The organism is Pseudomonas sp. W2Aug9, from assembly GCF_023127755.1.
GTDB classification, from domain to species: domain Bacteria; phylum Pseudomonadota; class Gammaproteobacteria; order Pseudomonadales; family Pseudomonadaceae; genus Aquipseudomonas; species Aquipseudomonas synxantha_A.
Genome location: NZ_SPKL01000032.1, coordinates 93,630 through 106,848, shown reverse-complemented (window position 1 = coordinate 106,848; position 13,219 = coordinate 93,630). Strand labels below are relative to the sequence as shown.

The following is a 13,219-nucleotide window of genomic DNA, read 5'->3' as shown; positions in this document are numbered from 1 at the left end:
CAATAGTCGAACCGCGGCAGATAAGGTGTTGACCCCATGATGAATTGGCTGCAAGGCAACGGCGACATGGCCGAGCGGGTCCGCCAGCATGATTGGGCCAGTACGCCCCTCGGCCCGCTGGAGCAGTGGTCCGATGTATTGAAGACCACCGTCGCGCTGTGCTTCGCTTCCAGGTTTCCCCAGGCCATTGTTTGGGGGCCTGAGTTGATTACGCTCTACAACGATGCATTCCGGCCGATTCTGGGCAACAAGCCGGAGGCACTGGGCCGCCCTTTCAGCGAGGTGTGGCACGAGGCCTGGAGCGAGATAAGCCCCATCGCCAGCGCGGCGTTCGACGGTCATGCCACCTATATTGAAAACTTCCCGCTGATGCTCAAGCGCAATGGCGCGCCGGAACAGGCGTATTTCACTTTTTGCTACAGCCCTATCCGCGACTCCCGAGGCAACGTGGTGGGCATGCTCGATACGGTGACCGAGACCACCTCCACCGTATTCCTCGCCCGTCGCCTGGCGGTGCTGGATGCCATCGGCAACGCCGTGGCCAGCGCCACCGACGCCGAAGCCATCATGACATCGACCACCCAACTGCTGGCGCAACACCTGCAAGTGTCGATTTGCGCCTATGCCGATATGGATGAGGATGAAGATGGCTTCACTATCCGTGGCGACTGGGCGGCGCAGGGCTCACCCAGCATCATCGGCCACTACAGCCTGGCGGCGTTCGGCGAACGCGCGGTGAGGGCTCTGCGGGCCGGTCAGCCCCTGGTGATCCGCGATAACCTGATCGAACTGCCCGCCGATGAGTCGGCAACCTTCCAGGCGCTGGGCGTCACGGCTACCATCTGCGTGCCGCTGATCAAGGATGGACGTCTCACGGCGCTGATGGCCGTGCATGACAAACAGCCCCGCTACTGGTCGCCCTACGATCTGGCGTTGTTGGGTGAAGTGACCGAACGGTCCTGGGCGCACATCGAACGCGTGCGCGCCGATGCCGCCGTACGCGAGGGTTTGGCGGCCTACACCGAACTCAACGCCACACTGGAGCAGCGCGTGGAAGAACGCACCCTCGCGCTGGCCCAGGCCGAGGCCGCGCTGCGCCAGTCACAGAAGCTTGAAGCCATCGGCCAACTGACCGGCGGCGTCGCCCATGACTTCAACAACCTGCTGACCATCATTCGCTCGTCAGTGGACTTCCTGCGCCAACCGAACTTGTCGCAAGAGCGTCGCCAGCGCTACATGAGCGTCGTCTCCGACACCGTGGAGCGGGCCAGTAAACTCACCAGCCAATTGCTTGCCTTCGCCCGTCGCCAGCCGTTGAACCCGCAGGTATTGGATGTCAGCCAGCGGGTACGCAACATCGGCGAGATGCTTGAAAGTGTCACCGGCGCCCGCATTCATGTACAGGTGCAGTTGCCCGATCAGCCGTGCTACGCACGCATTGACCCCAGCCAGCTCGAAACCGCGCTGCTCAACATCGCACTCAATGCTCGCGACGCAATGGACGGCCAGGGCACCCTGACCCTCAAGGTCGCCACACAGCAAGCGCTGCCGCGCATCCGCGGTGACGCCGAGTCGCGCCTGCCGTACATCAGCATCTCTCTGACCGACACCGGCACCGGTATTGCCGGCGACACCATCGACCGTATCTTCGAGCCGTTCTTCACCACCAAGGCCGTTGGCAAAGGCACCGGACTGGGCCTGTCGCAAGTCTTCGGCTTTGCCAAACAATCGGGCGGCAACATCGATGTGGCAAGTACCCTCGGCCAGGGCACTGTGTTCACCTTGTATTTGCCCCAAGTGGAAGGCGAACCCGCCCCGCAGCAGGACGAACAGGAGCAACTTGTACCGCCGCAGGAGGCTGCCCAACGGCATGTTCTGATCGTAGAAGACAACCTGGAAGTGGGACGTTTCGCCAGCCAGATCCTCAAGGACCTGGGCTACAAGACCACTTGGGCGACCAATGCCGAGCAGGCACTGGCCCTCGCTGGCAACGACGCCCGAGCCTTCGACGCGATTTTTTCGGATGTGGTCATGCCGGGGATGACCGGCGTTGCGATGGCCAGACTGCTGCGTGAGCGGCGTCTGGACCTGCCGGTGGTACTTGTCTCAGGCTACAGCGAAGAGCTGGCGGACAGCGGTTATGAGGGGTTTGAGTTCCTCGCCAAACCCTACTCCGCCGAACAGGTCGCCAGGGCGTTGGTGAGGGCGATGTCCAAGGATCAGACCGCTACGGCCACCTGATCAAGACCTTGAGCCTTAGCGGTGCAGGTCTTCAAACCCGTCGCGCTCATCGGTTTGGGCCGCGCGGGTTGAAAGACGGTGTGTACGCTCCATTTGCCGAGTCAGGCGGAAGGCTTTTTCCAGCGCATCGGACAGTTTGCAGGTGGCCGTCACCACAAAAGATGAAAACACCAGCACCGCCAGGGCCACACCCACTTGCATCGGCGCCGGCTGGAACAACAGCCACAGCGTACAGGGCAACAGCACCAACGCCATCGAACTCAAGGTCATGTAGCGAAAGGCCGAGTAGCAGGACACCGCACTGACTGACATTCCTACGGTAAAGAGCATCACCAGTACCTGGGACACTCGGTCATCAACCGGCATCACCGCCAGCGCCCCACCTCCCCAGATGCCAGCCGACAACATCAGCGTGATCCAGTAACGCCGCTCCCAACGCTTTGGGGTGCGCTCGCTGTCAGGGCAGCGAAACCACTGCACGAACATGTGCAGGCGCAGCAGTGACGAGCAACCCAGCAGCACCAGCCATACCAGAATGATTCGATGATCGAAGCGATCCCAGCACAGCCAGCAGAGCATGGCGGCGCCCAGATAACTACCGAAGACGGCCGAGAACGACTGGCGAAACAGTTGGTGCAACCGGTCGGTTCGCACTTGCTGCTCGATGATGGGATCCTGATCTTGCCCATGCCCAAGGCTGTTCATGCAATGCGCCTGTGTCGATTGCGACGGCAAAGGCGCCATTGTGGCACCCTGCCAGTATCGGGAACAACTGCATCCGCCAATCCAGTGCCCTTACAGCTCCTGCGGACGCAGAATCAACACGCCCAGCGGCGGCAGGTTCAACGACAGCGACATCGGTTGCCCATGACGCGGCTCATCCTGGGTGAACACCTCTCCCCCATTGCCAAAGTTGGAACCGGCGTAAGTGTCCGCATCACTGTTGATCACCTCACTCCAACGCCCGCCGAACGGCACCCCAACCGCGTAGCCTTCACGCGGCACCGGGGTGAAGTTAGCAACCACCAGCACCGGCCGGCCGTCCTTGCTCCAGCGCAGCCAGGCGTAAACACTGTTGATCGCATCATCGCCAATCAGCCACTGGAAGCCTTGGGGAGCATCATCCTGTTCATGCAGCGCCGGCTCCTCGCGGTACAGGCGGTTCAAATCGCCCACCAGCTTCTGCACACCACGGTGCTCAGGGTATTGCAGCAGATACCAGTCCAGTTGCTGGTCGTGGTTCCATTCGCGCCACTGGCCAAATTCGCAGCCCATGAACAACAGCTTCTTGCCCGGGTGCATCCACATGAAACTCAGATAGGCGCGCAGATTGGCAAACTTCTGCCAGCGATCTCCCGGCATCTTGTCGATCAGCGAGTGCTTGCCGTGCACCACTTCGTCGTGTGAGATCGGCAAGATAAACCGCTCGGACCAGGCATATACCAGGCCGAAGCTCAGCTCGTTGTGATGATGGGCACGGTAGACCGGGTCTTGCTGGATGTAGTGCAGCGAGTCATGCATCCAGCCCATGTTCCACTTGTAATTGAACCCCAGGCCACCTTGCTGGGTAGGCTGGCTGACCCCCGGCCATGCCGTCGATTCCTCGGCGATCACCAGCGCGCCGGGCGCTTCAAGGGCGACCACGTCGTTCAAATGCCGCAGAAAATCGATGGCTTCCAGGTTCTCGCGCCCGCCATGGCGGTTGGGCACCCACTCGCCGGCCTTGCGCGAATAATCGCGGTACAACATCGAAGCCACCGCATCCACCCGTAGCCCATCCACATGAAAATGCTTGAGCCAGTGCAGGGCCGAGGCCAGCATGAAGCCGTGCACTTCCGTACGGCCCAGGTTGTAGATCAGCGTGTCCCAGTCCTGGTGAAAGCCCTCCAGCGGGTTGGCGTACTCGTACAGCGCCGTGCCGTCGAACTGCGCCAGGCCGTGGGTATCGGTGGGGAAATGCGCCGGCACCCAATCGAGAATCACGCCGATATCCGCCTGGTGACAGGCATTGACGAACCAGGCGAAATCCTCGGGCGATCCAAAGCGTGCACTCGGGGCGAATTGCGACAAAGCCTGATAGCCCCAGGAACCACCAAAGGGGTGCTCCATGATCGGCATCAGCTCGATATGGGTGAAGCCCAGTTGCTGCACGTAGGGGATCAAGCGCTCCGCCAGTTCACGCCAGCCGTATTGACGGGCGACCTCGCCGGTCTCGTCCAGCTCGCACTGCCAGGAGCCCACGTGCAGCTCGTAGATCGACAACGGCGCCGTGGATTTCTGCTTGTCACCCCGGGCTTGCATCCACTCATGGTCTTGCCAGTCCACCTGCAACGGTGCGGCGACCTTGGAGGCCGTGTCGGGCGGCAGTTGGGTGGCCAGCGCCACCGGGTCGGCCTTGAGCGGCAGGATCCCATGGGCCCCGAGGATTTCGTATTTGTAGGCAGCGCCCGGCTGCAAACGCGGGATAAAAATCTCCCACACACCGGAGGGGTGACGCAGGCGCATCGGATGGCGGCGACCGTCCCAGATATTGAAATCGCCCACTACCGAAACCCGCCGCGCATTCGGTGCCCACACCGCAAAGCGCACACCTTGCACGCCATCGACACTGGTCACCTGGGCCCCCAGGCAACTGCCCAGGTCGCGGTGATTGCCTTCGGCAAACAGGTAAAGGTCCATTTCCCCCAACAGCAATTGACTGAAGCTGTAGGGGTCTTCGGTAATCTGTTCACCGCCCGCCCACTGGATTTTCAACAGGTACGGTTGGCGCGTGCTGAACTGCCCGACAAACAAGCCTGGCACCTGGGTTGCCTCGAGGCTACCCAGCACTTCACCGCCATCCCGGCTGAGTACCTGAACGCTGAGCGCCTCTGGCAGAAAGGCGCGAATAAACTGCCCGCCCTGCTCGTCGTCATGCGGGCCCAGGATCGAGAACGGATCCGGGTGTTCGGCGCGTACCAGCGCTTCGACGTCCTTGGACGCCGGCAATGCAGTCAACTTGGGCTGCAGCGGTTCTTTATGTGTAAAACTCATGACGTCTCCCCACCGCGTACAGGTTTCGATTTAGGTGTAAGCCCGCTCAGCAAGCCATGCAGCCCTTGCAAGGGCACCGGCAACCAGGTCGGGCGATTTTCCGCTTCGTAGGCCACTTCGTACGCGGCCTTTTCCAGGCTGAACAACGTCAGCGCTGCGTCCTGGCCGTTGGCATCCTGCCAATCATGCGCCAGTGTAGACGTCGCCGTCTGATAAGCCTGAGTAAATGCCTCGCGGGCTTCACTCAGATAGCGATCGGTGACGCGCTTGCGCGCAGTGTTGGCTTGCGGTGTCTGATCCACTGCTTGCACATTCAGGGCCATGGCCGCCGCGTAGTCAAAGGAGCGCAGCACCCCGCTCACATCTTTATAGGGGCTGTGCTTGCCGCGCCGCTCATGCAACGGCCGCGCAGGTTCGCCTTCAAAGTCGATCAGGTACGCGTCGCCCTTGACCACCAGCACCTGGCCCAGGTGCAAGTCACCGTGGACACGAATCCGCAGCCCGCCGACCGTGGCCTTCGCCAACGCCTGGACATGCCCGGCGATGGCTTTTTTGTGTACCAGTAACTCACTGACCAACGCCTGGTCAGCGGGGTTCAACTGGCTTTGATGAAGCTTGAGCAATTGCAGCGCACGCTCGATCTGCGCGCCGACATCCTTGGCCCAGGCCTGAGTATCCTTGGCGGTGGTGACTTGCGGTTGGAAGTCCTTGTCATCCGTTGGCGCACCCAGCACCCCATGCATTTCCCCCAGGCGCTGGCCGAGCGCCGCGGCGAAATCCGCCAGTTCGCCAAGTGCGTTGTAGTGCTGCTCCTGTTCAGAAATGGCCTCGGCCAACTCGTCGCGGATCGCCCGTTCCAGGTTGTTCTGGGTCCAGCTCCAGGCATCGCCCTGGTTGCTCAGGTAGCCCTGGGCAATCATCAGCAGGTTGTCCTGCCCCTGCGCGTCGCGGCGGCTCATAAAGCCCAGCAAAGGCGAGATATTCGGGTAGCCGGCGGCGGTCAGGTAGGCGCTCATTTCCAGCTCCGGGTGTACCCCGGCGCTGACTTTGCGAATCAGCTTGAGCACCAGGCTTTCGCCCACCACCACCGAACTGTTGGACTGCTCGGCAGACAAGTAACGCACCGGCGATTCGTGAGTCAGTTGCAGCCCGGCCAGGTGTCCGGTCGCCTCAAACCGCAGATCGCCCTCACTGGAGTTGAGCACGGTCCCTGCCTCCATGGCCTGGATGACTTCACGGATGAAAGGCTCAAGGCTGAAGGCATCGGTCACCAACCCTACCTGGCGGGTACGTCGCACCCGGGCCAGGGCCAATTGCTGGGGCAAGGCGCTGCTCACCTGATCTTCGCCGAGAAAGCCCAACGGCAGTTGATAACGGCTGACCTGACCGCCGCTGCTGACCTCGACTTCACTGAGCAATACCGGGTGCTGTGGGTCGCCAAAACGTACGCCGTAAGCGATGCGCACGCTGTCGATCGCCGTGTCTTTGCCGGCAAACCAGCGACGTTTGGGCAACCAGGCTGGCAATGAGGTTTGTTCCAGGCTGGTGCGGCAAGGCTCTTCGAGTAATTCTTCCATGCGTTTTTTCAGTACCAGAGTGGTGAAGTCGGGCATGCTCTGCGCCGGTTCCACATGCCAGCTTGGCATCTGGTTTTCCGTCGCCAGCACAAACCAATAAAAGCCATAGGGCGCCAGGGTCAGCAGGAAATTCAGCTGGCCAATCGGTGGAAAGGCATTACCGCCGAGCATCTCCACCGGCACCATGCCGGCGAAGGCAGACAAGTCCAGCTCCGCCGCCTGGGCGCTGCGCGACACATTGGCCACGCACAGGATGATTTCGGTGTGGCCGTCTTCCCCCGTGTATTCACGGGTGTAAGCCAGGATGCGCCGATTGGTCGGCGAGAGCATTTTCAGGCTGCCACGGCCAAAGGCCTTGGACTGCTTGCGCACCGCGAGCATGCGCCGGGTCCAGTTCAGCAACGAATGCGGGTCCTGGGCCTGGGTCTCGACGTTGACCGATTGATAACCGTATTGCGGGTCCATGATCGGCGGCAATACAAGGCTGGCCGGGTTGGCACGGGAGAAGCCGCCATTGCGGTCGATAGACCACTGCATCGGCGTACGCACACCGTCGCGGTCGCCCAAGTAGATGTTGTCACCCATGCCGATCTCATCGCCGTAATACAAAGTCGGTGTGCCCGGCATCGACAACAACAGGCTGTTGAGCAACTCGACACGGCGACGATCACGCTCCATCAGCGGCGCCAGGCGTCGACGAATACCCAGGTTGATTCGGGCGCGGCGGTCTGCGGCGTAGTAGTTCCACAGGTAGTCTCGTTCTTTGTCGGTGACCATCTCCAGGGTCAGCTCATCATGGTTGCGCAGGAAGATCGCCCATTGGCAATTGGCGGGAATCTCCGGGGTCTGGCGCAGAATATCGGTGATGGGAAAGCGGTCTTCCTGGGCCAGCGCCATATACATGCGCGGCATCAGCGGGAAGTGGAAGGCCATATGGCATTCATCGCCGTCATCGCCTTTGCGCTCACCGAAATACAGCTGCGTGTCTTCGGGCCATTGGTTAGCTTCAGCCAGCAGCATTCGGTCGGGATAATGGGCATCTATTTCGGCGCGAATCTGCTTGAGGACGTCGTGGGTTTCAGCCAGGTTTTCGTTGTTGGTGCCGTCGCGTTCGATCAGGTAGGGGATGGCGTCCAGACGCAGGCCGTCAATGCCCAGGTCCAGCCAATAGCGCATCACCGACAGTACGGCCTTCATGACTTGCGGGTTATCGAAGTTGAGGTCGGGCTGGTGGGAGTAGAAGCGGTGCCAGAAGTACTGGCCGGCGACCGGGTCCCAGGTCCAGTTGGATTTTTCGGTATCGAGAAAAATGATGCGCGTGCCGTCGTACTTCTGGTCATCGTCCGACCACACGTAGAAGTCCCGCGCGGCCGAACCCGGCTTGGCCTTGCGCGCACGCTGGAACCAGGGGTGCTGGTCGGAGGTGTGGTTGATCACCAGCTCGGTAATTACCCGCAGCCCGCGTTTATGCGCCTCGGCGATGAAGCGTTTGGCATCGGCCATGGTCCCGTAGTCGCTGTGCACGCCACGGTATTCGGCAATATCGTAGCCGTCATCGCGACGTGGCGAGGGGTAGAACGGCAATAGCCAGATGGTGTTCACGCCAAGGTCGGCAATATAGTCGAGCTTGGCAATCAGCCCGGGGAAGTCACCGATGCCATCATTGTTGGAGTCAAAGTAGGATTTGACGTGAACCTGGTAAATCACCGCATCCTTGTACCAGAGCGGGTCTTTGATGAAGGTGGCTGTCTTGGGTTTCTTCGCCATCGGGAACTCCTGAAAACACTAAAGTTCTGCAGACGGAATGCGATCCAGTGTGGGAGCTGGCTTGCCTGCGATAACGGTCTGTCAGTACCTGAAATGGTGGCTGACAAATCGCTATCGCAGGCAAGCCAGCTCCCACAGGGGAACTCCATCAGCCTGGGGAATGGGTGATGCGCCAGATTCCAAAGGGCATCTGCGGTTCAAGCCGTGTCCATTGGGTCTTGCCGTACCAGGTCCAACGGTGGCCGTTCATCAAGTCTTCACCCTGGGTCTGGGCGTCATCCGGCAGGCCCAGCTCCCACAGCGGTAGTTCAAAATGGGCTTCCTGAGCGTTAAAGGGATCGAGGTTGACTGCCACCAGAATGAAGTTGCTGCCATCTTCGCTGCGCTTGCCGAAATACAGGATGTTGTCGTTCCAGGCGTTGTAGAGCTTGAGCCCCAGGTGTGTGTGCAGGGCCGGGTTCTGCCGACGGATACGGTTGAGTTGGGCGATCTCGGCAATGATGTTGCCGGGGGCGGTGAAGTCCCGCGGGCGGATTTCGTACTTCTCCGAATCCAGGTATTCCTCCTTGCCCGGCACTGGCGCGGCTTCGCACAGTTCAAAGCCTGAATACATGCCCCACAGGCCCGAGCCCATGGCCGCCAGCGCGGCACGAATCAAGAAGCCGGCGCGCCCGGACTGGTGCAAAAAGCCTGGGTTGATATCAGGTGTATTGACGAAGAAGTTCGGCCGGTAGCATTCGCGCCACGGCGACTGGTTCAATTGCGTCAGGTACTCGCTCAACTCGGCCTTGGTATTGCGCCAGGTGAAGTAGGTGTAGCTCTGGGAATAGCCGACCTTGCCCAGGCGCGCCATCATCGCCGGAGTCGTAAAGGCCTCGGCGAGGAAGATCACCTCAGGGTATCTGGACCTGACATCACTGATCAGCCATTGCCAGAATGGCAGCGGCTTGGTGTGGGGATTATCGACGCGAAAGGTCTTCACGCCCTCTTCCACCCAACCCACCACAATATCGCGCAGCTCTGTCCATAAGCCCGGAATCGCATCCGCCGCATAAAAATCGACGTTAACGATGTCCTGGTACTTTTTCGGCGGGTTCTCTGCGTATTTAATCGTGCCATCGGGGCGCCAGTTGAACCAGCCAGGGTGCTGTTCAAGCCACGGATGGTCCTGGGAGCATTGGATGGCAAAGTCCAGCGCAATTTCCAGGCCGTAGTCGGCAGCGGCTTTCACCAGGCGACGGAAATCCTCACGACTGCCCAGTTGCGGGTGAATCGCCTCGTGCCCGCCCTCCTCGCTGCCGATGGCATAGGGGCTGCCCGGATCATCGGGGCCGGCGGTGAGTGAGTTGTTCTTACCCTTGCGATGGCTGCGGCCGATGGGATGGATCGGCGGGAAATACAGCACGTCAAAGCCCATGTCGTGGATCATCGACAAGCGCGAGTGCACGTCATTGAATGTGCCGTGGCGGGCCGGATCGTCGGTGATCGAGCGGGGAAACAGCTCATACCAACTGGCGAACTGCGCCGCCTCACGCTCTACGTCAATCGGGTAGGCGGGGCTGATGCTCAGATAAGCGCGATGATCGGCCTGGGTCATCAGGTGTGCACTGTCTTCGTGCAGGAACAACGCCACCTGCTCGGTTTCCAGCAGGCCCGACAATTCGTGGTGCAGCAACATCAAGCGATCGCGCAATTCGTTGTCACTGCGCTCGGCGGCCTGCAACACCAGGCTACGGCCCTCCTGCAATTCAAGGCTGACCGGCACCCCGGCCTCGTGTTTCTTGCGCAGTTCATAGCAGAAGCTGGCGAAGGTATCGATCCATGCCTCGATGCAGTATTCATGCGGACCGAGGTGGGCGACGGTGAACGCGCCCTCCCAGCCATTGTTACCGACATCGGTCATGACCACGCTGTGCCAGCTTTCATCCTCCAGCGCGTGCCAGCGGATCAGCACCGCCAGTTTGTCGTGGCCATCGGCGAACACCTTACTGGTGACATTGACGCGCTGGCCGACCACGGCCTTGACGGCAAATTCCCCTTTGTCGATCACCGGCATGGTGCTTTCGATAGCGATCCTGGGTAACAACAGCGCTTGCGACAACGGCAGTGCGCAGCCCTCTGGAGCCAGTATTTCAGCAGTCATCGAGCATCTTCCCCTTACGCCCCGTGGACGCTCTTTGCTTGATCCGAATTCAAGTACGGCGACGCTCTCCCTGAGCAGAGCCGTTTAAAGTCCGAGCCTGGGCGCGCGGCAAAAGTTCAGGTGGATATGTGGCCGCCGGGCGGGGAATCAATTCCCCAAGGCAATGGTCCACCCATAGAGCCAAGCACAAAGGAGGCCACACTGATGAATATCCCAATACCCCCTGAGCCCGAAGATCCGAATATCGATGCCCCGCCCTTGCCGCCTTCGGAGCCGACGCCAGCGCCAAAGCAGGAACCCCCTGAAGATGAGCCACCCGCAGCGCAAGAACCGCCCACGACCACGCCGCCGGTCATCGTCTGAGTCACAATGATGGAGGTTCGCTCGGGAGGGGCCAGGCTGTTCTTCAACTCGAGCGAGCCGCAAAAAATCGAACTCTCCTACAGACACTGGGAACAAGCCTGAATGCTCGCGTGACTGCAGGTTTATATATTTACCTCGCACTCAACCCATCTTCCGATGGGAAGTTCTGATCCTATCGCGAGGACACCATGTCGACTATCAACCCTCAGCACTTTTCCCGCACGCAGCCATCGCCACCTGGACACTCCAGCGGCGCCCAAGCTCAGGGCCGGCCCACACAGCAGCAGGTGGACGCGTTGCTCAACGCTGGCCCGAACTGGTCCGTTACGCCCAAGGCACCGGACCGTGCACAGCAATCGCCTGACACGCGTTCCAATCAGACCTCTCCTGAGCAACACGCAGACGCGACGAAACGCGTGAGCGATACTCATACACTATTGACCCCGGAAACAATCAACGCGCTACAGGGCAATCCGGACTCTGCCCAATCTCGTGCGATCAAGTCCGAACTCGAATGGATTTTTCAGCCAGAAAACAGGCGCGCAGCGTTACGTGGGCCCGACGCCAAAGCGAACCGCAAAAAATTTGAAGAGATGAGCGTCGTGCTCAATGCCGGTGCCAGGAACCTGAACTCAGCCAAGCACAAAACAACAGAAGAGGTAATGAATAAATTCGCCTTTAAAAATATCGAGGCCCTGCTCGGGGCATTTGACGGCGACGCCTCGAGCTCTTTTGGCCGTCTCGATAACTCACTCGCAGAGTTAGCCAAAATCAAACAACACTATTCCAGGATGGACTCGACCTATAAAACCTTAAGCAATACCTGCGATTCGCTGGCCAAGGAAAAGCTCGACGCGTCACAAGCAGATGCCACGCCACCGCCATCGGCCTCCGACACTGGCCACGACAGCTCTGCAACCTACAGCTTCCGCTCTGCCAGTGAATCCACACTCGAGTCTCCTCAAGAGATCCGGAATTTCAAATCCCAAGACAAACTGAACCTGACCGGCATTCAGAAACAGTTGAACACCCCGCTGCGATGGGTTGAGCGCCGCCCAGAGTCGATCGGGGAGATACAGATTCAATATTCGCCCAATAACAAAGTCAGCGTGGTAGTCATTGCTGATGCTCCAGGCAAGCCACCCTTTGCACTGAAGGTGTTTGGTGAGGTGCGCCAAAGCAACATCGTGACCTGATGGCTGGGTATCACTTTTCCACTAACTTGACGATTCTCGGCATGATGCTGAACACCGCCAGGGCCAGCAACGTACTGAGTACTGCCGTCGATTCGCGCCCCATGCCCGCCGCCACCCCGATGGCGGCGGTCATCCACAACCCGGCAGCCGTGGTCAGGCCCTTCACATGCTGGCCCTCTTCATCTTCCTTGCCCTTGAGGATAGTGCCGGCGCCAAGGAAGCCGATGCCCGCAATCACCCCTTGAACCACCCGGCTCATGGCGTCTGCCTGGTTGCCGGACATCTGCGGCACCAGCACGAACAGCGCCGCGCCAAGCGCCACCAGCATATGAGTGCGCACGCCCGCCGCCTTGCCCTTGTGTTCACGCTCAAAACCCAGGATGCCACCCAGGATCGCAGCGATCAGCAGGCGCACAGTCACTTGAGTGAGTTGCCGGGCATCGGTGATGTCGGCGAACTCGGCTTGCAGGGTTTGCCACACTTGTTGCCACCAGACGTCCATGGATGCGCTCCTTTTATTATGAGTAAAGAATAGACCGCACAGACCGCCAGTCAGTTGCCCGGAACCCGTGCGCATGGCAGTCGCCTAACGCTGCACAGTTCACAAAACGGAGATCGTCATGACCGTACGCATCGAAAATCATCTGTGCTACTTCACGCTCGACGAAAACGGCCAGGAACAAAGCCTGCCCGCCACCCGGGTGACCATCCTTACCGATCACGACAAAGCCATGTCTTATCTGGAATTGGCGGGTTCTCGCATCTACATCACCGAAGCCGAGGCGGACGCCCTGACGGTTGAAGGCGCCACCGATGGCCGTCAGCATGTGAAGGCCGACGAACCGGGTTCGGTGATTTAATTGATCTGCGTCAGCCCCTTCGATCGATCGCTGCACCTT

At 60.1% G+C, this 13,219-nt stretch carries 8 protein-coding genes and 1 pseudogene; 4 read left to right on the top strand and 5 right to left on the bottom strand.

Annotated elements, in window-relative coordinates; genetic code table 11:
* Positions 1-36: 36 nt before the first annotated feature.
* Positions 37-2,241 carry a GAF domain-containing protein gene (locus E3O56_RS20235; RefSeq protein WP_032875724.1) on the top strand — a complete coding sequence of 735 codons (2,205 nt, stop codon included), beginning with the start codon at positions 37-39 and terminating at the stop codon, positions 2,239-2,241.
* 45 nt (positions 2,242-2,286) lie between these two features.
* Here E3O56_RS20235 and E3O56_RS20230 read toward each other — a convergent pair.
* The 4 genes and pseudogenes from E3O56_RS20230 to E3O56_RS20215 form a co-directional block, all read right to left on the bottom strand.
* A pseudogene (locus tag E3O56_RS20230) lies at positions 2,287-2,985 on the bottom strand (GGDEF domain-containing protein); the annotation flags it as partial.
* A 51-nt stretch (positions 2,986-3,036) separates the two neighbouring features.
* Entirely contained in the window at positions 3,037-5,274 is a 2,238-nt protein-coding gene (glgB, locus tag E3O56_RS20225; protein ID WP_248128887.1) for a 1,4-alpha-glucan branching protein GlgB, read from the bottom strand.
* On the bottom strand, positions 5,271-8,618 hold the full coding sequence (gene treS / locus E3O56_RS20220) for a maltose alpha-D-glucosyltransferase (RefSeq protein ID WP_248128886.1): 3,348 nt from the start codon (positions 8,616-8,618) through the stop codon (positions 5,271-5,273). The genes glgB and treS overlap by 4 nt, the downstream gene beginning before the upstream one ends.
* Positions 8,619-8,766: 148 nt before the next feature.
* A complete protein-coding gene (locus E3O56_RS20215; protein WP_248128885.1) occupies positions 8,767-10,761 on the bottom strand; it encodes an alpha-1,4-glucan--maltose-1-phosphate maltosyltransferase in 1,995 nt (664 codons plus the stop codon).
* 204 nt (positions 10,762-10,965) lie between these two features.
* Between E3O56_RS20215 and E3O56_RS20210 the strand changes: the two genes are divergently transcribed.
* Together E3O56_RS20210 and E3O56_RS20205 are read left to right on the top strand one after the other, a co-directional pair.
* Positions 10,966-11,124, top strand: a complete 159-nt coding sequence (locus E3O56_RS20210) for a hypothetical protein (RefSeq protein ID WP_164699486.1) — start codon at positions 10,966-10,968, stop codon at positions 11,122-11,124.
* A gap of 188 nt (positions 11,125-11,312) precedes the next feature.
* Positions 11,313-12,320: a M10 family metallopeptidase C-terminal domain-containing protein gene (locus tag E3O56_RS20205; RefSeq protein ID WP_248128884.1), complete on the top strand. Its 1,008-nt coding sequence runs from the start codon at positions 11,313-11,315 to the stop codon at positions 12,318-12,320.
* Between the two features lie 10 nt (positions 12,321-12,330).
* On the opposite strand, the gene E3O56_RS20200 is transcribed toward E3O56_RS20205, so the two are convergent.
* Complete coding sequence (locus E3O56_RS20200) at positions 12,331-12,822, bottom strand: MgtC/SapB family protein (protein ID WP_103734282.1); 492 nt, start codon at positions 12,820-12,822, stop codon at positions 12,331-12,333.
* Positions 12,823-12,940: 118 nt separating this feature from the next.
* Here E3O56_RS20200 and E3O56_RS20195 point away from each other — a divergent pair, with 118 nt between their 5' ends.
* Complete coding sequence (locus tag E3O56_RS20195) at positions 12,941-13,180, top strand: DUF3203 family protein (protein ID WP_005788559.1); 240 nt, start codon at positions 12,941-12,943, stop codon at positions 13,178-13,180.
* Positions 13,181-13,219: the final 39 nt, after the last annotated feature.